Below are 25,713 nucleotides of genomic sequence, written 5' to 3' on the forward strand. Positions count from 1 at the left end.
AATCTAAATTAATCATTCATTTGTAGCCTTGTAAAATTCGGTAATTTTTTTGGCTTTAGACATACCTATAACGTCCGAAATTTCTTTTTCTGACGCTAATTTCAATCTTTTAACACTTTTAAAATGTTGAATCAGAGTCAACATGGTTTTTTCTCCAATACCCGGAATGGATTCTATCGAGGAATTCAGCGCTGCTTTACTCCTTTTATCTCTGTGATGCGTAATCCCAAAACGGTGCGCTTCGTTTCGCAATTGCTGGATTACTTTCAAAGTTTCTGATTTTTTATCTAAATATAAAGGAATAGAATCGCCAGGATAAAAGAGCTCTTCCAGTCTTTTGGCAATACCAATTATGGCTATTTTTCCTCTAAGACCCAATTCATCAATACTTTTTAATGCTGATGACAATTGTCCTTTTCCACCATCAATAATTATCAAATTGGGCAAAGGTTCATTTTCGTCCAGCAATCGTTTGTATCTTCTGTAAACGACTTCGGTCATTGACGCAAAATCATCCGGTCCTTCGACCGTTTTTATATTAAAATGGCGGTAGTCTTTCTTGCTTGGTTTCCCATCTTTAAAAACCACACAAGCTGCCACAGGATTTGTTCCCTGGATATTTGAGTTGTCAAAACATTCGATATGTCTTGGCTCAACCGGCAATCGTAAATCTTTTTGCATTTGAGCCATAATTCGTTTCGTATGGCGATCTGGATCTACAATTTGCAATTGTTTGAGTTGTTCGATTCGATAAAACTTAGCGTTTCGGATTGATAAATCCAAAATTTGCTTTTTATCTCCCAATTGAGGAACCGTGATTTTGATGTTTTCACCCAAATCCACGTGAAACGGAACAATAACTTCTCGAGACAATAATTGAAAACGCTCTCTCAATTCGATAATCGCCAATTCTAATAATTCTTCATCGGATTCGTCGAGTTTCTTTTTAATTTCCATCGTGTGCGATCGAATAATCGAACCGTGCGAAATTTGCAGGAAATTCACATAGGCCGCGCTTTCATCTGAAACAATCGAAAAGACATCGATGTTGGTGATTTTTGGATTTACAATCGTAGAACGTGATTGGTAGTTTTCCAGAACTTCTATTTTCTCTTTTATTTTTTGTGCTTCTTCAAAATGCATATCAGCGGCCAGATTGGTCATGACACGTTTGAAATCCTTCATACTTTCCTTGAAATTCCCTTTTAAAATTTCGCGAATCGCATCTACCTGTTTTTGGTAATTTTCTAAGGTTTCGTGACCTTCACAAGGCCCCATGCAATTCCCAATATGATATTCGAGACAAACCTTGAATTTCCCGCTTTCGATATTGCTTTTACTCAAATCATAGTTGCAAGTCCGTAGCGGATACAACTCTTTAATCAATTCTAAAATAGTGCTTACCGTTTTAAAACTGGTGTACGGTCCAAAATATTCCGAGCCGTCTTTGACCATTCTTCGTGTAGCAAAAATACGCGAGAAAGGTTCTTTCTTGATACACAACCACGGATAACTTTTATCATCTCGTAATAACACGTTGTAACGCGGCTGCAAGGTTTTTATCAGGTTATTTTCTAATAAAAGGGCATCGGTTTCCGTAGGAACCACAATATGTTTTATAGTGACAATTTTCTTTACGAGCACATTGGTTTTGGCCGTATCGTGAATTTTATTAAAATAAGAAGAGACTCGCTTTTTAAGATTTTTAGCCTTGCCCACATACAAAATTTTCCCTTCTTTGTCGTAATATTGGTATACGCCGGGATTATCAGGTAAGGTTTGGATTTGTAAGGCTAAAGATGTTGGATTCATGTAACAAAGTTAATCTCAAAAATCCCGAAATACAAATCTGATTTTTTAAAATAGCACTTTATTTTATCTCATTTTTTGAATATTCAATATTTTAATCATCATATGTAGACCGTTAGACCTGAAACGTTTTATTAATTGTAAACCATAATTTGCCTCGCAAATGTTTCCAATTATGTCAGCATTAATGACAAACAGTTGCGTATGGCATGAAAATCAAGCCAATCCTGAAAAATCATTAAAAGTGGGTATAGTATTAATTATTTTATTATCTTAATTTTATGAATTATTAATTTAAACCTTACTAATTTATGAAACAGCAAAACAGCAAAACAGCAAAACAACTTTTACTCTCAAGTTATTTATGATCAGTTGTGTTTTTCTATTTATCAATTGCAGCAAAGACAGTTATGAACCCATTGATGGGCATTCTGGAATAGATAAAAACAAAATTAGTTTCAAACAATTCAAGAATGAAACTACGCTAAGTTCCGTAGAACCACTATTGCAAATTAATTCCCCTACTGTAGCGACTGGAAAAACAAAAACGCAACTCTCCGAGTTCTTTATAGATACACTGGCTATTAAAAAACTGGTAAGCCAAAATCAATTAACCACCTATTCCTTTAGGATTTATCCCATTACAAAGATCCGTAATCCAAACGAAATTTATAATTTAGTATACCGTCGCGTAAATGGAAATTGGGAAAAATCAGTGTTTTATTTACTCAAAAAGCAAACCCCTAGCGTTGACCAGAAATTATTTGAAAAAATACAACGCATCTATGATAGTAAGTCCACAACAAATAAGACTTATAAAACAACATCACTCTGGGAATGTGCAATAGAGACCCCAATGGAACATTGTACACTTACAGGTGAATGCACAGCAATTTATTGTGATGATTGTTTTAGATGTGTTAGTACTGTAATATCTTATACAAATTGCTCTAGTGGGGGAAGTGATGGTGGAAACACAAGTGATCCTGGAACGGGAGGCACTTTTAGTAGTGGTGGAGGTACGGCAGACCCGTATGTATTTGACCCTAATCTATTTGACAATCCTGTTTATGACGACCCTAATTATATAAATGCAATCAAAAGATTTCATGTATGGACCAATTTAGGAGATGCCAGACAAGGTTTTTTTGCTAGTAGTCAAGTGAATATGAATTTCTTTAACGAAACAATTCAGTATCAGATTATTAATATGTGGTCGCCCACAAGTTATGTTTTCGCACAAGAAATGCGCATTAGAAAGTTCGATTATCCAATTATTTTTAATTCTGTAACTCCCTTTTTAATTGAAAAGGAAATCAATGATACACAACTTAACCCTTGTCTAAAAGGGATTATGGAGCAACTAAAAATGGCCACAAACTCAGATATAGCAAATGTAATGGCAAAACTGGATGCGACAAATGAGTATAATTTGACTATGAAAATGGGAACTATGACTAGACCTATAAATTATGCAGAAACAATTAAAGTCTCAAAAAATAACTACCAAACTACTGTTACGAAAGATACTTATACCTCGGCCTCAAAATTGTATAGAGCTACCATTTTATTACACGAAACAATACACGCATATATGCTAAGTGTGGTAGATGATTACAATACCTATCCAACCAATGCGCCGTTTACAGATTTTCCTGAATTATTCAAAATCTACGTAAGCAAAATCAATAACGTAGACAATGCAGAGATCGCCCAGCATGAAGATATGGCTAACAAATATGTTGATGCTATTGCATCTGCATTAGAAGAATATCAAACAAGCACCACCGGTATCCCAAGTTCTCTCGCTAACAAGCAAGTTTTTTTGGATATGGCTTGGAGTGGTTTGCAAAATACTGATGTGTTTGATGCCAAATTTCCACTAGGAAGTACAAACAGAACTAGAATATTAGCCAGAATTGTTGCGGAACTCAACGGTGTATATTCTCAAGGACAATATGCTGTTGGGCAACCATGTAATTAAATGAAACTCGAATTTTTCGATATATCATACTCATTTTCAACTATATAAAAAATAAATACAAATCAAATGAAACATATAAATTTTATATTCTTTGCTACAATTCTTATCTTAAGCTGTGCTTCTAGATCTGACAAAAGCATAGATGTACCCACTAATCCAATCAGTAAGATTAATGATACACTTAGAGAAAAATATACAGTAATCAATGATTTTTTAGAAACAAAAATTAAAGATCGTTCTAAAAAAATTATGATTCATAGCAAGAAAATCAATACTAATATGACTTTGAAAATTCTTAGACTAAATGAGATTTATGCTTTGGATTCAATAGACAGCAAAAAAAATTACGAAGATAAAACATTCTATAAAGAAGTAGACTGGGAAATAGCTAGAAAAAAATACAGTAAAAACTCAGTAGCAGAAATAGAAAATGCTACTTTTAGAGGAGGAGAATGTTGCTGGGTTACGGAGAATTTTAATTATAAAAATTTCATTTTTGAAGAATTAGATTTTGGAACACCAGCTTATGAAAAAAAGTACTTTTTTGGTTTAAATGATTATGGGTATGAGTTTGAAGGCTTTGATATTTCGGAACCTATATATTATCAAAACAAGGAATACCTTATTTTTACTTTTTCTCATGGAAGCGTATTTCCACCTTTAGAATATGCCACAAGGATTATTATTTATAAAAAGAAAAACGACAAATGGGTTCAAACGCATATAGGGGTGCCGAATTGGATAAGTTGATATTGGCTTTGGCGATCAAAAAAAATTAGAAACTATTTTAAGAATGTTTTTTTAACTAACAGCAATCTATAAATACAGGATTCAAGTCATGAATGCATATATAACTTTTAATGCTAATCTTGGGTGGAAAACAATGGAAAAATTTGCTGCCTTAATGAATAAAAATAAAGAAGGAAAATGGGAAAAAGATTTATATTATCATGACCCTAATTCTACCTGGTAAATAAATACTGGTTCCACAAAGTAAACCCTGAAAAACTGCACAAATGACTATGAATCTTTGCGCAGTTTTTAAGTTCTAATATATTAATGAAAGTGAACAAAGGTCAAGAAAATTTGTCTTTACCTTGAATTCTCAAGGCTAAATTTGCTGAAATCCTATAAATAAGTTAATCTCTAAAATCCCGAAATACAAATCAATGTCCTTGAAATCTTACTGAGGAAAATTTTATCGGAATTTTAGTTTCTAATTCGTTATTATCGTTATTTTTATCTTTTCAAGAACCTATGATAAAAACCAATACCACACCAATCGTAATTTTCGGCGAAAGCATTATTCCCGGCGAGAGCAAAACCATCAATGTCGAAATTGCCAGATTACACACCACTACAAAATTGAACATACCCGTTATTGTAAGACGATCTAAAATTGATGGTCCTGTCGTACTTTTTTCAGCAGGAATTCATGGAGATGAAATTAATGGTGTCGAAATCGTTCGGCAAATTATCAGCAAGAAAATAAACCGACCAAAAAAAGGCACAATCATTTGTATTCCTATCATAAACGTATACGGATTTGTCAATAAATCCAGAGAATTTCCTGATGGTAGGGATTTAAACCGGGTTTTCCCTGGCAGCAAAACAGGTTCTTTAGCCAGCAGGTTTGCCTTTCATATTTTAACGGAAATTATGCCAATTGTACAGTATGCCGTTGACTTTCATGCCGGTGGCGCCAGCCGTTTCAATGCGCCACAAATTCGACTTACCCAGAACAATGAGCCGTTAAAAATATTAGCCGATGTTTTTAATGCTCCGTTTACTTTATATTCCAAAAACATTTCAGGTTCTTTCAGAAGTTCCAGTGAAAAATTGAATGTAAAAATGCTGCTTTTTGAGGGTGGAAAATCACTGGATATTAATAATTCCGTAGCCGATGAAGGAGTTAATGGTGCAAAACGTCTCTTGTCTCACCTTGGCATGTTAGATCCAAAACATACGGTAATCAAACCAAAATCACCTTCAATCTATATTGAAAAATCGGGCTGGATCAGAGCCAAATGTTCCGGATTGTTGCACGATTATAATACTATTGGTAATTTTGTAAAAAAGGGAACAATTCTAGCTACCATAACAGATCCATACGGAAAGTTTGAGCGAAAAGTCAAAGCGCCAAATGATGGTTACGTAATCAACGCCAATCATTCCCCTATTGTTTACGAAGGCGATGCTATTTATCATTTGTCGAATGCTCTTGGAGAAGAAGGAGAATAAAATATTTAAAATGAACAAAACAGAGTTACGACAAAAATACAAAGCCTTACGAAATTCCCTTTCCGAAAATGAAATTGAAGAAATGAGTTTGGCTGTGGCCAATAAAATACTGACACTTCCTATTTGGGAGAAAACCTATTTCCATATTTTTCTTCCCATTACAGAACATCATGAAGTAAATACAGAATTTATTCTTCATTTATTATCCGGAAAAGACAAAGAAATTATTGTTTCCAAAGCTGATTTTGCCACCCGCAACATGACGCACTTCCTATTGACTGACAACACCCGAATCAAGAAAAATGAATACAATATCCCGGAACCTGTTGATGGAATAATAGTTCCTTCAAATAAAATTGATGTGGTTTTTGTACCGCTTTTGGCATTCGACAAAAAAGGGCATCGAGTGGGGTATGGCAAGGGTTTTTATGATAAATTTTTATCGGAATGCAAACCGGATGTAATCAAAATCGGGCTATCTTTCTTTGAACCTGAAGAATTGATTACCGATGTTTTTGAAGGCGATGTAAAACTGGACTATTGCGTGACGCCAAATTCAATTCATTCGTTTTAATTTGGAATGCGTACTTTCGCAACAGATAAAATCTAATCAAGTTATGAGAACATTTAAAAATTCAAGATTTGCTGTAAGCGTTATGGTTATTCTATTTGCAGTTTCATTTTCAAACTGTAGTATCCACACCGGAACCAGCAGATCAACTTATAAAGCTAAGAAACTTCCGCCAGGACAAGCTAAAAAAATATATGGAGGAAAAAGTGCTAAACGTTACGCACCCGGACAAAATAAAAATTAATAAAAAAGACCTGTTCAAATCATGAACAGGTCTTTTTTTATAATGTGAATAAGCTTAAATCTAATTGTGATGAAATGCTTTTTTGTTGAAAAAAATCAAGATTCCAACTCCTGTTGAAATAGCCATATCGGCAACATTGAAAATAGCGTTGAAAAAAGTAAATTCTTTTCCGCCCCAAATTGGTAACCAACTTGGTAAATTTCCATGCCAAAAAGGAAAGTAAAACATATCTACTACTTTTCCATGAAACCAAGTTCCATAAGGTTGATCTGAGAATAAAGTAGCTAATTGTTGTTGACTGTCGTCAAAAATAACACCGTAAAAAACAGAATCAATAATATTCCCGAAAGCGCCAACAAGAATTAATGAAATCGCGACAATTAAGTAATCCGAACTCTTCTTTTTCACTGAATCCCACAACCAATATCCAATTCCACCAACGGCTGCAATTCTAAAAAGAGTTAAAAATAATTTTCCATAAGCTCCCGGAATTTGAACTCCCCAAGCCATTCCCTCATTTTCTATGAACAAAATTTTGAACCATTTGAATACTTCAACCTCTTCACCTAAAATAAAATTAGTTTTAATATATATTTTGGAAACTTGATCAACAAGCAATAAGATAAAAATAAGGAGATACGCTTTTCGTAATGACATTTTATAAATTTTAATGGCGCAAAAATAACAATTTAATCAAAAAAAACGCTCCCAATGGAGCGTTAAATATTGTTTAACAAGAGATTTATCGTTGCAAATTCTTTGCCTCAATACTCATTGTTGCATGAGGAACGATTTTTAATCTGTCTTTCCCAATTAGTTTACCTGTAACTTTACAAACTCCGTACGTTTTGTTTTCTACGCGGAAGAGTGCATTTTTCAAATCACGAATGAATTTCTCCTGACGAATCGCCAATTGTGAGTTTGCTTCTTTAGACATTGTTTCGCTTCCTTCTTCAAAAGCTTTAAATGTCGGAGAAGTATCGTCAGTTCCGTTATTTAAGTCATTCATGTAAGCACTTTTTATCAAATCTAGATCTGCTTGTGCTTTTTGAATTTTATTCAGGATTATTTCTTTGAACTCTGCTAAATCAGCGTCAGAGTATTTTGTAGCTTCATCTATCATCTTTATATTATTTTGAAATTAATATCATTGTTTTTATATCGTCAAACTCAATTTCTGTACCGTTTTCTATTTCATCCACAAAAACCAAACCGCTGGTTAATGTTTCTGATTTTATGTACGCTTCATTTTTAAGAATCGCCTCTTCTAGAATTCCATTTCTTTTTAATTGAACTTTAATTTTATCGGTAACTTCAAATCCGGAATCTTTACGGATATTCTGGATTCTATTTACCAATTCTCTGGAAATTCCTTCTTGTTTTAATTCTTCAGAAATTGTAATGTCAAGCGCAACCGTTATTCCGTTTGAATTGGCTACTAACCAACCTTCAATATCCTGTGATGTTATTTCTACATCTTCTAAAGTTAAAGTTACGATATTTCCTGCAATAACAATATTCAAACTTCCTTTCTTGTCTAATTGACTAATTTGCTCTTTTGAAAGCCCTTGTATTTCCTTAGAAATCAAGCCCATATCCTTTCCAAAACGAGGTCCGAGCGCCTTAAAATTAGGTTTAATCTGTTTCACCAAAACACCAGAAGCATCGTCCAAAAGTACGATTTCTTTCACGTTTACCTCTGCTTTTATAAGGTCAGAAATGGCCTCAATTTCAGCTCTTTGATTGTCGTCAAGAACCGGAATCATTACCTTTTGCAACGGTTGGCGTACCTTTATCATTTCCCTTTTTCGGAGTGATAAAACCAATGATGAAATGGTTTGTGCTTTTTGCATTTTGCTCTCTAACATTTTATTAACATAGTTGTCAACCGAAATTGGAAACTCCGCCAAATGTACACTGTCATATTTTTCCGACTGTGTTGCTATAGTTAAATCTCTGTAAAGTTTGTCCATAAAGAACGGAGCGATTGGCGCACCCAGTTTACTTATGGTTAACAAACAAGTATATAAAGTTTGATAAGCCGCGATTTTGTCCTGTGCATATTCCCCTTTCCAGAAGCGTCTTCTGCACAAACGAACGTACCAGTTACTCAAGTTTTCCTGAACAAATTCTGAGATTGCACGAGCTGCTTTTGTTGGTTCATAATCTGCATAATAGCTATCAACATCTTTTATCAAAGTGTTCAATTCCGACATAATCCATTGGTCAATTTCCGGTCTTTCGTTTAACGGAATCTCCGCTTCTTCAAATTTAAAACCATCAATATTTGCATATAAACTAAAGAACGAATACGTGTTGTATAAAGTTCCAAAGAATTTACGGCGAACCTCAGCAATTCCTTCTAAGTCAAATTTCAAGTTGTCCCAAGGATTTGCATTCGATATCATATACCAACGCGTCGCATCAGGACCATATTCTTTTAAGGTTTCAAATGGATCTGCGGCATTCCCTAAACGTTTGGACATTTTTTGTCCGTTTTTGTCTAAAACCAATCCGTTTGAAACTACATTTTTGTAGGCCACTTTATCAAAAACTAATGTTCCAATGGCGTGCAACGTATAAAACCAACCACGCGTCTGATCCACTCCTTCTGCGATGAAATCAGCAGGAAAATCTTTGTTTTCGTCAATTTTATCTTTGTTTTCAAAAGGATAATGCCACTGCGCATAAGGCATGGAACCGGAATCAAACCAAACGTCAATCAAATCCGCTTCTCGCGTCATTGGCTTTCCAGAAGCAGAAACCAAAGTGATTTCATCGACTACATTTTTATGCAAATCAACTAAATCGTAATTGGACTCCGCCATATTTCCAATTTCAAAACCTTTGAAAGGATTGTTTTTTTGGAAACCTGCAGCGATAGATTTTTCAATTTCATTGTATAACTCTTCAACTGAACCTACTAAAATTTCTTCTTGTTTGTCCTCGGTTCTCCAAATTGGTAATGGAATTCCCCAGAATCTTGAACGGGATAAGTTCCAGTCATTCGCGTTTTTAAGCCAATTCCCAAAACGACCTTCTCCAGTCGCTTTTGGCTTCCAGTTGATGGTTTCGTTTAAGTCAAACATTCTGTCTTTAACTTCCGAGATTTTTATAAACCATGAATCCAAAGGATAGTATAAAATAGGTTTGTCTGTTCTCCAGCAATGTGGATAACTGTGAACATATTTCTCTACTTTAAACGCTCTGTTTTCTTCTTTTAATCGAATGGCGATTTCAACATCTACCGAACGTTCCGGCGCTTCACCTTCGTTATAATATTCATTTTTTACATATTTACCAGCATATTCCCCCACGTGCGAAGTGAATTTTCCTTGTAAATCTACTAACGGAACCGGAGTTCCATTTTCGTCAAGAACCAACATCGGCGGAACTTCAGGCGTAGCTTCTTTGGCTACTTTTGCATCATCAGCACCAAAAGTAGGCGAGGTATGTACAATTCCTGTTCCATCTTCGGTAGTTACAAAATCTCCTGAAATAACTCTAAAAGCATTTTCAGCATTTTGGTATGGAAGAACTAAAGGCATTAATTGTTCGTAACGAATGTCAACTAAATCAGCTCCTTTACATTCAGCCAAAACCTGATATGGAATCTTCTTGTCGCCTTCTTTGAAATTTTCAAAATCAGCAGGTTCAGCACTTTCGAAGAACCCTTTCCCGAATTGTTTTCCAACTAAATTCTTAGCCAAAATTAATGTTGCGGGACGAAATGTATATTGATTGAATGTTTTTACTAAAGCATATTCGATTTTTGGTCCCACAGTCAAAGCCGTATTACTTGGCAATGTCCAAGGTGTTGTCGTCCAAGCTAGGATAAAGATTTCGTCTAAATCCAAAGCTTCTAACTTATAATGCAGTAAATTGTTTGAACTGATGTAATCGTAAAACTTAGAAAACAACAACTCTTTATGCGCATCAATCACTTTAAATTGTGCCACAACTGTTGTGTCCGTAACATCACGGTAACTTCCAGGTTGGTTCACTTCATGTGACGATAATCCTGTTCCTGCTTTTGGAGAATAAGGTTGTATTGTGTAGCCTTTGTACATCAAATCCTTGTTGTAGATTTGTTTCAAAATCCACCAAACCGTTTCCATGTATTTGGATTTGTAGGTTACATACGGATCTTCCATATCGACCCAATATCCCATTTTTTCGGTCAAATCATTCCATACGTCCGTATAACGCATCACGGTTTTTTTACACGCTTCGTTATATTCTTGGATGGAAATGGTTTTTCCAATATCTTCTTTGGTGATTCCTAATGCTGCCTCGGTACCTAATTCCACAGGCAAACCGTGCGTATCCCAGCCCGCTTTACGCTTTACTTGGAACCCTTTTTGAGTTTTATATCTGCAAAAAATATCTTTAATTGCACGCGCCATTACGTGGTGAATTCCCGGTAATCCATTTGCCGAAGGCGGCCCTTCAAAAAACACGAATGGTGGGTTTCCTTCACGAGTGGTTACGCTTTTTTCGAATATATTTTCTTTCTTCCAAAAATCCAGAACTTCTGACGCCACAGTTGGTAAGTCAAGTCCTTTGTATTCAGTAAATTTTGTGCTCATTTTATCCTTTTCTAAATCAAGGTGCGAAAGTAATAAATTAAAGTCGAAAGTTGAAAGTCGTAGGTCGAAAGTTACGCTTTAAGCCAAAATCGATCTATTGGAATTTTGTCAAAGAGAGCATACACTTTTATTCATCTCCTTCTAATTCAAAAAAATCATTTACTGGTTTGCCAAACAATTTTGATAATTTCAATGCTAAAACTAAATCTCGACTGCGCTCGATTAGACAAGTTGCTAATTTTTGCGGGCACGGATTGCAAATCCGCGTAAGTGGGTTGAAACTGAATTTCGACTGCGCTCGATTAGATAAAAACGATACAAATTTAAGGAGGCACACTACAAGTTCGAGCGTAATCGAGAGCCAATGTGCCAACGCTTGGCGAGTTTTGGAATTAAGGAAACCTAAATTTTCGATTAAACACAGACTTTCCAAGTACAAAACCAACCTCAAATGAGGCCTAAAGCCCAAATCTTTTCAAACACTTGTTGCATAAAATTATTGCCTTAGAGTTCGTTTAATAGATAATGCAATTGCCTTTGCTAATAATGGTGGAACTGCATTTCCAATTTGCACCATTTGTTTAGATTTTGTTCCTTTAAAAATAAAACTATCGGGAAAAGATTGTAATCTTGCCATTTCTCTAACAGTTATAACTCTAGGCTCGATTGGATGAATATTTACACCACCATGATTTTCTTTTATTGTACAACTTGCTTCATTCCAAGGACATTTTTTCCAAGAATCTGAATATTTATCATACAAACTTTTACCTTCAGGAACTTTTGCCAATCTTTCTTTCATATCATCATTATGTTTTGTTCTAACGTGATTAAATTTCGGATTGTCTTTTAGTTTTACCAAATCTCCAATTGCTTCTTTTGTTGTTATGTATGAATCAGACTCCAAAAGTGGTGCTGGATGATAATTTTTTTTACCAATTCTATTTGCAATAAAAATTATTCGCTCTCTTTTTTGTGGTACGTAATAATCTGCTGAATTTAAAACAGTTACATTTACAACATAACCAAGTTTTCTTATATCAGCTTTTATTTTGTCTTCAACTTTTCCTTTTAACATTGAGCGTAAACCTTTTACATTTTCAGCAACAATAAATTCAGGTTGTAATTCTGCAATGATTTCTAACATATCTTTATACAAAGAATTTCTTTTGTCTTCAACGATTCTGTTTCCCGACATGCTAAATCCTTGACACGGGAAACCACCCGAAAGAACCGTTAGGTTCTGTCCGTTTAGTTTTTCTTTTACTGTGTTTATGAATTTGTCTTTTATTTCTCTTTGAGTAATATCGCCTTCAATTAATGGATGAGAGAAGTTTTCTCTGTATGTCATTCCTGCTTCTTTGAACCAATCTAATCCGCAAACCTGGTTAAAACCTGCCATTTCAAAACCTTTTGCCATTCCGCCTGCACCACAAAATAAATCTGCCGAAGTGAATTCATTTGGAGTTGTTCCATCCCAATCATCTGAAATGTCCATCCAATTTATTAAATCTGTTTTTTTAGATTTAGGATAAGTTATTTCTATTTCTTTCAATTTACCATTTTCGTAAATCGAAAGATTCAAGAAATATTGTAATTCACTTTCTGCAACTCGATGAACGCCACCAATTTTGTTGGATTTTAATTTTCCTGCATGAATATATCTTCTAACAGATTTTTGAGATAAATTAAGTCTTTCAGCGATATCTTCGATTCTTAATAGTTGTTTTGTTGTGTCCATATTTGTCCAATTTTGTCCAAATATAAAAATAAATAAATAATTTTAAAAATTTTTACTTATTTCTTGATTAAATTTGTTAATATCACACCAATAACAACCTACACAGCTTCCTCTGTATATATCGTCACCTGTCCAGACACTTGCTTTATAACCTAATTTTGTAGCATCAAATCTTTTTTTACTATATCTACATTTTTTACAATGTTCTTTTTTGCATTATTAGCAGCTTTAGATAATGGCTGAAATTGATCAATTTTTTGATTTTCAATTTGAAAATTATTGAAGTCGTCTCGATGTCCATCTTTGTGATCAACTTCTACGCTACTAATATCTAATATTGCGCATCTCATTTTTGTGATTTGTACTTTAATATCTGCTCTAATATTTTTCTTTATTTGATTTTTTGTATTTAAACCAAATAATTGTACAGAACAAATTGAGTTTTTATTTTTGTTTCTTACAACAATAAACTTTTGTGCCAATGAAGAATCACTTCTGCACCAATCTCCACCATTACCCATTTTAAGTTTTTCAAATTCACCTTTAAATTCCTCTACAGATACGATTCTTGATTGACCATTGATGTCTGGTTTAGCTAATTCAAAAAATAAATAAGGTTTACTGTTTTTTTTAAAAGGATTTTGATTGCTCATTTATAGAGAGTAAGTTGTTGAAATTGAATCTAAATTTTAATGAGTTTCTTGCAGAATGTACTTGAAATTCTCCTAACGAAAAATTATCTTGTCCATATTTTATTGTTACGCTACTTTTTTCAGTAAAATCGTTTGAGTAATCAATTAAGGTTGGATTAAATGTTATGTTTTCCAAATCAGTTTTTCCAACAAGTTTTGAACTTATATTTTTTTCGTTTAAGTACAATGACCATAAGAGAAAATCACATTCATTCAAAAATTTAACATACTCACTTAATAGTAAAGAAAGTTTTACTTTGTCTTTTACCAAAAGTCTAAATTTTTCTTCATCCATATTTCCATCATACCAACCTTTGCTTGAAAAATGTAAATCAAAAGTTTTTGGTGAAGGTTGTCCAACTTCAGGCGGACAAACTTTGAATGATTTTGATTTGTTCGTTTTTACAGATAATGTTGTATTGTTTTCAAGATAGAAGTCAATACCACTTTTACTATGTCCTCCACGTTCTCTTTTTTCTGTTCCAGAGTACATTGTTGGTTTTAGAGGAAATAATGTTGACTTATTAGTTGAATAATGTTTTTCAAATGCTTCTAAAATTATTTTGTCAGAATTGTTTTTTAATCTATCATTTTGCGTTCCCGAATCAAGTCCAAATACATTACATATAGCTAGTTCTGCTGTATCTCCAAGTAATGAATTATTTGTTTCTTTTTCAACTCTTAATAAAAGTGGAAAGTTTTCTCTATGTAAACGGATTTTATATCCTGTTCTATTTGTATGTAATTGTAATTCTAAAACGGTTTTACCTTTATATTTTATTGTGTTTGATTCAATCCATTCTGCCGCTGTTGGTTTTGTAAATGAAAAATTCTTGTATTCAAAAGTTAGTTCGGGTAGATTATCTCTTTTTATTATTTCATAGTTAAATGAATCTTCTTTCAGATAAATCCAACAATTAAAATCACTAACTAATGCGTAATCAACAATTATTGGCAACATTTCGTCAATATTATTTATGCAAAATTGTTTGAAATTTTTCTTGCTGATTTCTTCATCCGATAGATGTCCAAAAAAATGATTAAAAGTTTCATCGCCTGCTTGTCCAACGACTTTTGGAGCAAACATTTTTCCAGTTCCTTTAAACGTTCTTACAGAAAAAGTTTGGTTGTTTTCCAAAAGAAAATTATGAGGACATCTTTTAATAAATGGAGAAGTAAATTCTTTAGTATCAGCCAAATATTTGATTGGCTTTTTACCCCTGAACATCTTATTTATGATTTTAGATTCTAAGAAATTATCGAGTAAATTTTGATCAACTCTTTCTACAGAAATGGAATTATCAAGTTTGAATTTTATGCAAATTGCATATTGAAATGTAATGCCAAATGTTTCATTATTCATTTTACTTTTCTTTTTTCTTTAAAAAATACATATTTTATTGCTGATTTTCTGATCTGGATAATTTCACATAACTATTACATACACGCAAATCAATTGCGCATTTACACCCAAAACAAGGTGCTTTATCTTGCAAATCGCAGCATTTATTTCAGCTAATATACATACAAATAGTACAAAATGAGATACAAGTTTATTGTTTTTATATCATTTCTCTTAATGTTTTGCGTGAAGGATGGAAGCGGCATCCTTTTATGGAGTTTACGGAATAAAAGATACAGCGAACAGCCTGACCCGGAGTTTTTACGCAGGGGCACGCCCAAAAATTTAGGAGAAAACCTCTTTTAAAACATCTAATGATTTTGGTTTTTTAAAGCCATCCAAATGAAAACTGTAGTAATCTATTAGTATTCTCAAAACGATTTGTCTTTCAATGACATGAAATGTTTTTTGATTGTTATCGAATCTCAAATCGATCAGTTTTTTGAACAAATTACTTTCATGTTCCGTAAGCGAACTAATGGCATGAAAGGGCGTAAAAATACCTTCATTCATTTCGAAAAAAGGCATATCCATATCAGAAATATCAGGATAAAAACCCAAATATTTTGTGGTTTCCAATAATAAAATCAGATGAAAATTAGCAATTTCATCGTGATTGTCCAACCAATGCAATGCGGTTTCCAGAAAGGTAAAAAGATGCTCATTTGTTTCTTCTTCGTGAATGGAATGGTGCAGCATTTCTGAGATAAACATCACAATCGTACTCTTATAAATATCTGAATGAATCGAATGAAAAGCTGAGGCAATTTTTATTTCCTTGAAATTTTCTAAAGCCCCTTTATTTTTGTGAACCGCTTCAATTTCGAGAATGGTCAACGGCTGAAAATAGGCGATTTTCTGATTCGCTTTTCTGCTTGAAAAAGCATCGCGAACGAAATACGATTTCAAACCATGAGACAGCGTAAAGCATTTCACAATCAAGCTTTTTTCTTGAAATTTTAAAGACGAAAGAACGATGGCTTTGGTTTTTACGAGCACAATTTTAATTTAAAGATTGAAAAATTTAAAGATTGAAAAATTCATTCTTCTAAATTATCTGATTATCATTACTTTTTTAACTTTGGTTTCCACTCCGTCTTGTGCCGAAATAAAAATCATGTACACGCCGGAAGCAACTTTATATTTCCCAAAAGCAGTGGTATCCCATTCTATTGTCCCGCCTTCAGAAATGGTTTCATAAACTAAATTTCCTTCAATATCGGTGATTTTAATATTGGCTTTATCTAGTAATCCGGCAATTTTAACCGTTCCTTGGTATTCTGGCCGCACTGGATTTGGATACACAAAGGCATTACTTAAATCATCATTTGGCGCAGTCGCAGTTCCTTTGAAAGAAACTAACCCTTTAGCAGTAGCTATAAAAACTTCGCCCGTAGCGCTATTGATATCAATATCATTGATCACATTGCTGGGCAACGGCGAATTATTTATCGTAAAATGATATTTGGTTTCCTGACCGTTTGGTGAGACCAAAAACAAACCTGAATCAGCAGTGCCAATCCATTTATTATTTGCTCCATCCACAGCAATATCAGTAATAAATTGTTCGTACAAGAGCTCTTGTGCCAGATTATCCTCTAAAATAATAATGGGATTAGCTGTCATCTGGTCTTCTGTTTGAAAGCTGCCTACATTCGGCAAAACCCGCAATCCTTTTGTAGTTCCTATCCAAAGCTGGTTTCTATTATCCACTGCAACTACCTTCACATTTGAAATAGGTAAATTTCCGGTATCTGGTCCTGTTGTTATTTTTTTGAATACATTGCTACTTTCATTAAAACCAACAACCCCATTTTCACTCGTTGAAAGCCATTTCGTTCCATTTTTATCAATTGCAATTGTTCCAAAATTATTATCAATAGCCGAATCCAGGATATTTTCCATAGCATAACTTTGCCATTGGCCATTAGATTTAAATACTTTCAATCCGTTTTTTATTCGGCTGGTGGTAACCCAAAGATTTCCTGATTTGTCAAATGCCGTTCCGTTAACCCTGATATCTATATAAGTGGGACCCGCAAAGGTCAAAGACTCTAAGCCACTATTGGTTTGATTGTATAAAATTGTAGGGATATCATTTTCTATTTTTAGCAAACCAGAGAAAAAAGAACTTGCGTATACTTCGTTTTCATTGCTTGGATTAACCGTAATTCTGGTCATCGATTGTGCTCCTAAAACTTCTTCATAAGGAATATTCAACCATCCGGTTGCGCTAAATTTACTGATGCCGTATCTATCTAACGGATATGGATTGTAATCTACGGAATAATCTCCGTAAACCGTCCAAAGCGCACTTGTCGTGGCTTGAAGCGCAAATATATTGTTACGCGAAGGACCAATAGGTGTTATATTCTCAAAAGTTCCTGCCGAAGAAAGCGAAGCTGTAATCAATCCATCTTCTTTTGTTCCAATAAAAATAGCATTTCTAATTATAGTTGCACAGGTAAAACTTGGATTACTATCGGTAATTTGATTTGTATTTATTTGACGAACCAAAAACATCTGATTGTTGTAAATATAAATACTGTTTAAAGTCGTCACTATTAAATAATCCGCTGTTGCTCTCATATCCAGTGAAGGCTGAGAAAGGGCAATTAATCCTGCAAAGGAGTTGGAACCGGAATTAAATTTATGAATGTATCCCGCAGCATTAATGGCATACAAATCCGTACCAAAAGTCACTACACTTGACCAATTTCCAGTTGCAATAGTTTCCCATTGATTGTAATCGATTAAATTTTTATTAGAACTATTGGCTCTTCTTATACCGCTATTTGTAGCAGCATAAATAAATCCGTTAAAAAGTGCTGTTTGGTTCACAATGATTTCGGCTCCGTTGTCGCCAATAAAATAAGTGTCCCCAAATTGCATGGTAGCCAGATTAAATTGAACAATTCCAAAATCACAGGAGACATAGGCAATCCCTTCAAATTCCATGAAGTGATTGATTTTTTTTATATTCGGAGGAAGTTGTTTATTGATAATATCGACCACATTCAGCATACTTCCATCAGCTTCATTAATCACTATTATTAGTCCGTTTTCGTAACCAACAATTGTTTTATTGAATGTTACACTGTAGTATAGCGCCGAAATTGTTTGTCCGGAAAGCCCGTCAATAGTATTGGTAGTTTTAATTACGTTTGTTCCCAAATTCTTTGAAAATAACGCATTTTCGGAAGCTGCAAAGACAGCAGTTCCAGATTCTGATACATCTTTAATTTCATTGTAAGAGAAATAACCTTGCCACGTCAAGTTACTTTGAGCAAAACTCATTTGGATAAAAAGTAAAAGCAAAAAATATAAAACGCTCTTTTTCATTATATGCATCAATATTGGTTTACAAATATAGAACAAACGAAAGTCTTAGCATTTTGTTACGCAAAAAAAAGCCTTTCATCCAATTCCGAGCTTCGGAATGGTGAAAGGCTTTTTAAATTATAGTAAATCTGATTTATACCACTCCTTGAGCAAGCATAGCATCAGCTACTTTTACAAATCCGGCAATGTTAGCACCTTTCACATAGTTTACATAGCCTTCTTCATCAGTACCATATTTTTTACATTGATTGTGTATTCCAACCATGATTTCTTTTAATCTGGAATCCACTTCTTCGCTGGTCCAGTTTAAACGAATAGAGTTTTGAGTCATCTCTAATCCTGATGCTGCTACACCACCAGCATTTGCTGCTTTTCCTGGCGCAAAAAGTACTTTAGCTTTCAAGAATTGTTTGATTGCCTCTAATGTACATGGCATATTTGCTGCTTCTGTTACACAGATAACACCGTTTGCAATTAACTTTTTAGCATCTTCCTCGTTCAACTCATTTTGAGTAGCACAAGGTATTGCAACATCAACTTTTACTTCCCAAACGCTTTTTCCTTTGTGGAAAACTGCATTTGGATATTTTTCTAAATAAGCTTCGGCTCTATTATCTCCTCTTGCTCTCATTTCCAGCATAAAGTCAATTTTCTCACCAGAAATTCCTTCTTCATCATAAATATATCCATCAGGACCAGAAATAGTGACAACTTTTCCTCCAAGATCATTTACCTTTAAGGCTACACCCCAAGCAACGTTACCAAAACCAGAAATTGATACTCTTTTTCCTTTGATGTTTTGACCAATAGTATTCAGCATTTGTTCTGCAAAATAAACTACTCCGTAACCTGTTGCTTCCGGTCTGATTAAAGAACCTCCATAAGCCAATCCTTTTCCGGTTAAAACTCCGGTAAATTCATTTCTTATTCTCTTGTATTGACCAAATAAATATCCAATTTCTCTAGCTCCAACTCCGATATCCCCAGCAGGAACGTCTAGTTGTGGTCCAATGTGTCTGCACAATTCAGTCATGAAAGACTGGCAAAAACGCATTACTTCTCCATCAGATTTTCCTTGTGGATCAAAATCAGATCCTCCTTTTCCTCCACCCATTGGCAAAGTAGTCAAGCTATTTTTGAATACTTGTTCAAAAGCCAAAAATTTAAGCACGGATAAATTTACAGTATGGTGAAAACGAATTCCACCTTTGTAAGGTCCAATTGCTGAATTCATTTGAATTCTAAAACCTCTATTTACCTGAATTTCTCCTTTATCATCTACCCAAGGAACACGAAATATAATAGAACGCTCCGGCTCCGCTATTCTGAGAAGCAAATTTTTTCCGTCGTATTTTTTTTGCTCTGCAATAAATGGAATTACAGTCTCTGCAAATTCCCTAACAGCTTGAATAAATTCAGGTTCATTTGGATTCTTGGCCTCAACTTGAGCCATAAAATCATTTATTTTTAGTAACATAGATTATAAATAATTAATTAAGAAAACGATTTCGTTATAATTTACAAATATACATTTTATAAAAATATTCGGACTCTGTTTTTTTTAATTTCTAAATAGAATTATCTTTTTATTAAGCATTTTTAAACAATTGTGTTTATGATATCCTCATTTAAACCAAATGGCTACCACTTTCGTAAGTAAATAAGAATTTGTCTGCTTATTTTTAATTTCCATTTTATTTTTATATGTATATGATGTTTTTATATATTTGTCAAGATTAGAAAAACAACCCTAATGATTAAACAAGCAATCCTCTTTCTATTAATCTGTTTTGGATTTTCACCTAATGCAAGTGCACAGTTTGGTGGATTTTCACATGAAATAGGGGTAATAGCGGGACCTGTTGCTTTTCAATCTGATTATGGCGAACGTTATGATTTATCAACTAACGCGGGAAACACTGGATTCGGTATCGGAATTATTCATTACCTCAACTTTTCTTACAAAGCAGAATGTAACTGTTATACGCCAGAAACTTATTTTAACGACCATTTTAAACTAAGATCTGAACTCTCTTATAATAAAACCGAATTAAAGCATTTTGGACAATGGACTGAAGGCAAACCTTCGCTAGGAAAAGAGCAATTGAAAGCTATGACTGGAAGTACCGCCGTAACTAATATTGGGATGCAACTTGAATTTTTCCCATGGAGCATTCGTAATTTCACAGCAAGAACAGGAAGTTTGGGACCATTTGTCAGTCTTGGCGGACAATTTAGTTATTACAATGCCGAATCCTCATCAACACTGGGTCCATTAGGAACTCCTTTGACCACATTCCCTAAATATTTAACTCCTACAGACGGTCGGCCTTATGGGTTTTCTAATGAAGGAGGAACAGTTTGGTCCGTTGTTTCGAGTGTAGGAACCCGTTATAAATTAGCGCCTTTGTCGGATTTAATGATCGACTTACGGTTTCAATATTTTTTTTCGAACTGGGTCGATGGTTTAAATCCTAATCCAGAACTTTACAAAGAAAACAAAGCAAATGACTGGTTAGTTTGGTTCAATGTAGGTTACATTTATTACTTACAATAGCCATTTAAACAACCGTATATAAAAACAAAACCCCCAATCGTAATCCCGACACTTCGGGGATAGAATTGGGGGTTTGTTTTTTTCAATTTATACTAATGCTTGTTTCAAATCTTCGATTAAATCATCAGCATCTTCAATACCTACACTTAATCGAACCAAATCATCAGTAATTCCAACTTCCTTACGTTTGTCTTCCGGAATCGATGCGTGCGTCATCAAAGCCGGATGGTTTGCTAATGACTCTACTCCGCCTAAAGATTCAGCCAAAGTGAAAACTTTTAATTTTTCCAGAAAATCAATTGCGTCTTCTTTTTTACCGGAAACAAAAGTAAAGGAAACCATTCCTCCAAAACCGCTCATTTGTTTTTTAGCAATTTCATGATACGGATGGCTTGGTAATCCTGGGTAATAAACTGTTTTCACTTTTGGGTGATTGTTTAAAAACTCCACCACTTTTCCTCCATTTTCACAATGTCTTTCCACGCGCAAATGCAAGGTTTTAATTCCTCTAAGAACTAAGAAACTATCCATTGGTCCTAATGTTGCTCCTGTCGCAAATTGTTGAAAATGCAATTGTTCTCCAAGTGCTTCATCTTTTACAATCAAAGCCCCTGCAATAACATCAGAATGACCTCCCAAATATTTAGTCGCCGAATGCATTACAATATCAGCGCCTAAATCCAATGGTTTTTGCAAATAAGGCGTTGCAAAAGTATTATCAACTGCAAAAAGGATTTTATTTTCCTTAGTGATTTTTGCGATTTCTTGAATATCGGCAAGTTTCATCAAAGGGTTTGTTGGTGTTTCTACCCAAACCAGTTTTGTATTCTCGTTGATCAATGACTTGAATTTCTCGATGTCATTCATATCCACAAAATGGAATTTTATACCTGAATTTTTATAAATACGCGTAAACATTCTGTAGGTTCCGCCATATAAATCGTCCATCGCAATGATTTCGTCCCCGGATTTGAAAGAACGCAAAACACAATCCGTTGCCGCTAATCCTGATGAAAAAGCCAATCCTCGAGTTCCGTTTTCGATACTTGCCAAAGCGTTTTCGAGCGCGCTTCGAGTAGGATTTGCTGCCCTGCTGTACTCATAATCAGGATTTATAGGTTGTCCAGGACTAGTTTGTACAAAAGTTGATGTTTGATATACCGGAGGCATAACCGCTCCTGTGCTTGGGTCGTGGTGTTGTCCACCGTGAATGACTTTAGTATTGAATTTCATAAGTTTAATTTTTAATGCAAAATTGTTTCACAAATTTACCCTTTAATTTATTTTAACCAAGCTACAAGTAGGTACCTTTGTATTTAATTAACAATTTTGAGATGAAACACTTTATTATTTACACTTTACTGCTTTTTTCAGCTGCACAATGTTCAAACGAATTGGTTTTTGAAGAGGAATCTTTTCAGAAAAAAACCACGATGCCATGCAAAGAAAACTGTCCGTCGATTAGTGTAAAAATACCGGTTGCAAATGCCGTCCCGGTTGTTGCGGACAGCATTAATAAAAAAGTGTTTTCAGTAATGAAAGAGATTATTTATTTTGGCGAAAAACCTTATACAGCAACCGATTATAATGGTTTGTTAGCTTCCTTTATTGATTCCTACGAGAAACTTCAGAAAGAATTTCCCAATGATAAATTTGGTTGGGAAGCTGACATTGAAGGAAATGTAAAATACCTATCAGATGCTGTATTGAATATTGAGATTAAGCATTACACCTATACTGGCGGCGCTCATGGATACCAAGGTTTGCGCTCCCTGCTTTTTGACCCAAATACCGGAAAATCAATCTCGAATGAAGAATTATTTAATGATAAAGCAGCTTTCAAGGCTTTCGCCGAAAAAAAATTCAGGGCAAAATATAAAATCCCTACAAACAAATCCATCAATGCAACCGGATTGATGTTTGAGAAAGAAAAATTCCAGTTGCCCCAAAATATATTTTACACCGATAAAGGATTGCTGCTTTATTACAATTCCTATGAAGCCGCATCTTATGCTGACGGACCTAAAGAATTATTATTGCCATACACTGAAGTGAATGACTATTTAGCGGTTAAATAATAAATGGTCTTTAAAAAATGAAATGTTTTTTAAAGACCAAATAGTGTTTTTTAACGATTCCCTAGCCCCGATAGAAGCGGATATCCTTTTACTTTTTTCTTTAAAAAGGAAAAGATATAAGCGAATAGCGGGATAAAGCTCCCAATATTCATAGGTGTTAATTCTAAATAAATTTTCGCAGACTTATCATATTTCCAATGTGAAGCCCTTCATGAAAATTACTAAAAGCCATTGCATCCTCGGCAGTTCTTAAAACGTGATCGCCTGTTGATGTGGTATATTCCATGTATGTTTTGAAAATTTGATTATCATAATCCACTTTAGTTTGCTGAATAGTTTCAAACAATAACGATTTGATTTCGTCCACTTCGGCTTGAGTCACGATATGTTCCGGCTTGGTTCCCTTTTTGTATTTCTCGACTAATTCATCAGAAACCATCATAGGCAAACCAGAAAGTTTGTAAACTAATAGTTGTTGTGAGACGATAATGTGACCGATATTCCAAATCAAATTATTGCTAAATCCTTCCGGAATCGTGTTGAGTTGGTCAAGATTGTATCCCGATAGAAATTTTGAAACCATATTTCTGCTTGTAGCGCTAACGTCGAATAATTGATTCATTTTTTGTTTTTTTTTATAAAAATAATCATTTTTTGACTTATACAAACTTTCTAATACTCATAATTACGCCCATATGTAGTGCCTCATGATAGTTATTAAAAGATAAAGCACCTTCAATGTTTTTAATAGTTACACCTATTGAAGCAGTATATTCCTGATAGTTTTTAAAAAATTTATTATTAAAATCAGCTTCGGTTTGATGGATAGTTTCGAAAAGCAATGACCGGATTTCATCAACCTCAGCTTGTGTAACATCATGGCTTGGCTTGGTTCCGCCTTTGTATTTTTCGAATAATTCATCCGATATAATCATAGGCACTCCCGAAAATTTATAGACTAATCGTTGCTGCGTCACCACAATGTGAGCGATATTCCAAATCAGATTATTATTAAATCCCGGAGCCATTTTATTTAGCTGTTCCAACGTATAATTTTCCAGAAATTGTGACAACACTTTTCTACTTGCTTTGGCAATATCAAATGTTTGATGCATTTTTTTATTTTTTTGATAAAAATAATCATTTTCCGTGTCAAATGAATTTTCTTTGCACAAAGAAATCGCTATTTACATGGACATAATATACTATCTCGCTTCTTGCGACACCTGCAGAAAAATTATAAAATCATTACCGAAAGAACATGATTTTAAATTTCACGACATCAAACAAGATCCAATTACAGTTGCCGAATTAGAAAAAATGCGTGAGCTTTCAGGAAGTTACGAAGCGCTTTTCAGCAAAAAAGCACAGTTGTACAAATCGATGGATTTAAAGAATAAATCGTTAACTGAAGATGATTACAAAAAATACATTTTGGAACATTACACGTTTTTGAGTCGTCCAGTTTTCATCATCAAAGACAAAATTTATATTGGCAATACCCAACAAAATATGTTGCAGGTAATGAAAGCGTTGGTATAATGTCCAAAAGAAATCTTGCACTAATTGGCGCCACTCTAGTTTCCCTTATTTACGGTGTCACTTTTACCATTGCCAAAGATGTCATGCCGTTATATATTGATGCCTATGGTTTCATCTTGTTGCGCGTAGGCGGTTCAGTGATTTTGTTTTGGCTGGTTTGGCTTTTTATGCCAAAAGAGAAAATTGCACTGAATGATTTTCCTAGAATTATTGCCGCGGCTTTCTTTGGTGTGGCGTTTAATATGCTTACATTTTTCAAAGGATTAAGCCTTACTTCCCCTATTAGCGCAGCAGTAATCATGGTTTCGACACCCATGATTGTTTTGACGCTGTCGGCATTGATTATGAAGGAACGCATGCAAAAACGAATGGTTTTTGGGATTATCCTTGGTCTGATAGGAACAGCTTTTCTCATTTTGTACGGAAAATCCATTGGTAGCGCCACAAACGCCGGATTAGGAAATTTTCTAGTTTTGGTCAACGCCATTTCCTATGGATTTTATCTGATTATCGTTAAGAAATTAATGGACAAATACAATGCGTTTACGTTTGTAAAATGGATTTATTTATTCGGTTTTATTATGGTTTTGCCTTTTGGCTGGAGCCAATTTCAAACTGTGAACTGGGCTTTGGTTCCAATGGATATTTGCTGGAAAATAGGGTTTGTCGTGGTTTTTTCGACTTTCCTGACGTATTTGTTGAATTTGCTTTCAATGAAAGAATTAAAACCAACTACGGTTGCCGTTTTTATTTATTTACAACCTCTATTTGCTACCATTTTCGCAATTGGTTTAGGAAAAGACGAATTGAGTTTGGTGAAAATTGGTTCGGCAGTTTTGATATTTGTCGGCGTTTATTTGGTTACACAGAAGAAGAGTGTTTAGTAATCAGTGTTCAGTCGTTGATTTAGAATCTTCTAAT

General features: G+C 34.3%; 23 protein-coding genes. 10 read left to right on the top strand and 13 right to left on the bottom strand.

The genetic code is table 11. The features are described 5' to 3' along the window. Positions 1 to 12: 12 nt before the first annotated feature. Positions 13 to 1,812: an excinuclease ABC subunit UvrC gene (gene uvrC / locus ACXX80_RS04510; RefSeq protein ID WP_458552194.1), complete on the bottom strand. Its 1,800-nt coding sequence runs from the start codon at positions 1,810 to 1,812 to the stop codon at positions 13 to 15. A 361-nt stretch (positions 1,813 to 2,173) separates the two neighbouring features. Between uvrC and ACXX80_RS04515 the strand changes: the two genes are divergently transcribed. The 6 genes from ACXX80_RS04515 to ACXX80_RS04540 all read left to right on the top strand — a co-directional run bounded on the left by ACXX80_RS04515 (position 2,174) and on the right by ACXX80_RS04540 (position 6,849). Further along, positions 2,174 to 3,793, top strand: a complete 1,620-nt coding sequence (locus ACXX80_RS04515; protein ID WP_458552195.1) for a hypothetical protein — start codon at positions 2,174 to 2,176, stop codon at positions 3,791 to 3,793. A gap of 66 nt (positions 3,794 to 3,859) precedes the next feature. Beyond that, positions 3,860 to 4,543, top strand: a complete 684-nt coding sequence (locus ACXX80_RS04520) for a hypothetical protein (protein ID WP_458552196.1) — start codon at positions 3,860 to 3,862, stop codon at positions 4,541 to 4,543. An 88-nt stretch (positions 4,544 to 4,631) separates the two neighbouring features. After that, positions 4,632 to 4,766 (top strand): hypothetical protein, encoded by a 135-nt coding sequence (locus tag ACXX80_RS04525; protein ID WP_458552197.1) that lies wholly within the window; start codon positions 4,632 to 4,634, stop codon positions 4,764 to 4,766. 284 nt (positions 4,767 to 5,050) lie between these two features. Then, positions 5,051 to 6,034 (top strand): succinylglutamate desuccinylase/aspartoacylase family protein, encoded by a 984-nt coding sequence (locus ACXX80_RS04530; protein WP_315206143.1) that lies wholly within the window; start codon positions 5,051 to 5,053, stop codon positions 6,032 to 6,034. A gap of 10 nt (positions 6,035 to 6,044) precedes the next feature. Next, positions 6,045 to 6,608, top strand: coding sequence for a 5-formyltetrahydrofolate cyclo-ligase (locus tag ACXX80_RS04535; RefSeq protein ID WP_458552198.1), 564 nt, complete (start codon positions 6,045 to 6,047; stop codon positions 6,606 to 6,608). A gap of 43 nt (positions 6,609 to 6,651) precedes the next feature. After that, the gene (locus ACXX80_RS04540; RefSeq protein ID WP_131990566.1) at positions 6,652 to 6,849 is read left to right on the top strand and encodes a hypothetical protein; all 198 of its coding nucleotides are present in this window, start codon (positions 6,652 to 6,654) and stop codon (positions 6,847 to 6,849) included. Positions 6,850 to 6,909: 60 nt separating this feature from the next. Here ACXX80_RS04540 and ACXX80_RS04545 read toward each other — a convergent pair whose 3' ends face one another. From ACXX80_RS04545 to gdhA, 9 genes are all read right to left on the bottom strand, one after another. Next, complete coding sequence (locus tag ACXX80_RS04545) at positions 6,910 to 7,506, bottom strand: lipoprotein signal peptidase (protein WP_458552199.1); 597 nt, start codon at positions 7,504 to 7,506, stop codon at positions 6,910 to 6,912. A gap of 85 nt (positions 7,507 to 7,591) precedes the next feature. Next, positions 7,592 to 7,972 (bottom strand): TraR/DksA family transcriptional regulator, encoded by a 381-nt coding sequence (locus tag ACXX80_RS04550; RefSeq protein WP_458552200.1) that lies wholly within the window; start codon positions 7,970 to 7,972, stop codon positions 7,592 to 7,594. Between the two features lie 7 nt (positions 7,973 to 7,979). Further along, positions 7,980 to 11,438 carry an isoleucine--tRNA ligase gene (gene ileS / locus ACXX80_RS04555; protein ID WP_458552201.1) on the bottom strand — a complete coding sequence of 1,153 codons (3,459 nt, stop codon included), beginning with the start codon at positions 11,436 to 11,438 and terminating at the stop codon, positions 7,980 to 7,982. Between the two features lie 496 nt (positions 11,439 to 11,934). Beyond that, positions 11,935 to 13,179, bottom strand: a complete 1,245-nt coding sequence (locus ACXX80_RS04560; protein ID WP_458552202.1) for a DNA cytosine methyltransferase — start codon at positions 13,177 to 13,179, stop codon at positions 11,935 to 11,937. A gap of 152 nt (positions 13,180 to 13,331) precedes the next feature. After that, positions 13,332 to 13,832, bottom strand: coding sequence for an NlaIII/IceA1 family type II restriction endonuclease (locus ACXX80_RS04565; protein WP_458552203.1), 501 nt, complete (start codon positions 13,830 to 13,832; stop codon positions 13,332 to 13,334). Beyond that, positions 13,810 to 15,234: a hypothetical protein gene (locus tag ACXX80_RS04570; RefSeq protein ID WP_458552204.1), complete on the bottom strand. Its 1,425-nt coding sequence runs from the start codon at positions 15,232 to 15,234 to the stop codon at positions 13,810 to 13,812. Before ACXX80_RS04570 ends, ACXX80_RS04565 begins: the two co-directional genes overlap by 23 nt. A gap of 324 nt (positions 15,235 to 15,558) precedes the next feature. Then, positions 15,559 to 16,272 carry a DNA repair protein RecO gene (recO, locus tag ACXX80_RS04575; protein WP_458552205.1) on the bottom strand — a complete coding sequence of 238 codons (714 nt, stop codon included), beginning with the start codon at positions 16,270 to 16,272 and terminating at the stop codon, positions 15,559 to 15,561. Positions 16,273 to 16,326: 54 nt separating this feature from the next. Next, entirely contained in the window at positions 16,327 to 18,615 is a 2,289-nt protein-coding gene (gene porZ, locus ACXX80_RS04580; RefSeq protein ID WP_458552206.1) for a type IX secretion system anionic LPS delivery protein PorZ, read from the bottom strand. A 133-nt stretch (positions 18,616 to 18,748) separates the two neighbouring features. Continuing rightward, on the bottom strand, positions 18,749 to 20,092 hold the full coding sequence (gene gdhA, locus ACXX80_RS04585) for an NADP-specific glutamate dehydrogenase (protein ID WP_458552207.1): 1,344 nt from the start codon (positions 20,090 to 20,092) through the stop codon (positions 18,749 to 18,751). Between the two features lie 276 nt (positions 20,093 to 20,368). Between gdhA and ACXX80_RS04590 the strand changes: the two genes are divergently transcribed. Beyond that, entirely contained in the window at positions 20,369 to 21,172 is an 804-nt protein-coding gene (locus ACXX80_RS04590) for a THC0290_0291 family protein (RefSeq protein WP_458552208.1), read from the top strand. 87 nt (positions 21,173 to 21,259) lie between these two features. Here the strand turns inward: ACXX80_RS04590 and ACXX80_RS04595 are convergent, their stop codons facing one another. Beyond that, positions 21,260 to 22,405 carry a cystathionine gamma-synthase gene (locus ACXX80_RS04595; protein ID WP_315206112.1) on the bottom strand — a complete coding sequence of 382 codons (1,146 nt, stop codon included), beginning with the start codon at positions 22,403 to 22,405 and terminating at the stop codon, positions 21,260 to 21,262. Positions 22,406 to 22,506: 101 nt separating this feature from the next. On the opposite strand from ACXX80_RS04595, the gene ACXX80_RS04600 reads away from it, so the two are divergent. After that, positions 22,507 to 23,250: a DUF3298 and DUF4163 domain-containing protein gene (locus ACXX80_RS04600; protein ID WP_458552209.1), complete on the top strand. Its 744-nt coding sequence runs from the start codon at positions 22,507 to 22,509 to the stop codon at positions 23,248 to 23,250. Positions 23,251 to 23,413: 163 nt separating this feature from the next. Here ACXX80_RS04600 and ACXX80_RS04605 read toward each other — a convergent pair whose 3' ends face one another. Both ACXX80_RS04605 and ACXX80_RS04610 read right to left on the bottom strand, forming a co-directional pair. Then, positions 23,414 to 23,872 (bottom strand): DinB family protein, encoded by a 459-nt coding sequence (locus tag ACXX80_RS04605; protein ID WP_458552210.1) that lies wholly within the window; start codon positions 23,870 to 23,872, stop codon positions 23,414 to 23,416. Between the two features lie 37 nt (positions 23,873 to 23,909). Next, a complete protein-coding gene (locus tag ACXX80_RS04610; protein ID WP_458552211.1) occupies positions 23,910 to 24,365 on the bottom strand; it encodes a DinB family protein in 456 nt (151 codons plus the stop codon). Between the two features lie 76 nt (positions 24,366 to 24,441). On the opposite strand from ACXX80_RS04610, the gene ACXX80_RS04615 reads away from it, so the two are divergent. Both ACXX80_RS04615 and ACXX80_RS04620 read left to right on the top strand, forming a co-directional pair. After that, positions 24,442 to 24,792, top strand: a complete 351-nt coding sequence (locus ACXX80_RS04615) for an arsenate reductase family protein (protein WP_091166548.1) — start codon at positions 24,442 to 24,444, stop codon at positions 24,790 to 24,792. Beyond that, positions 24,792 to 25,676, top strand: a complete 885-nt coding sequence (locus ACXX80_RS04620) for a DMT family transporter (RefSeq protein ID WP_458552212.1) — start codon at positions 24,792 to 24,794, stop codon at positions 25,674 to 25,676. The genes ACXX80_RS04615 and ACXX80_RS04620 overlap by 1 nt, the downstream gene beginning before the upstream one ends. Positions 25,677 to 25,713 lie beyond the last annotated feature (37 nt).

This window comes from Flavobacterium sp. GNP002 (assembly GCF_054343795.1).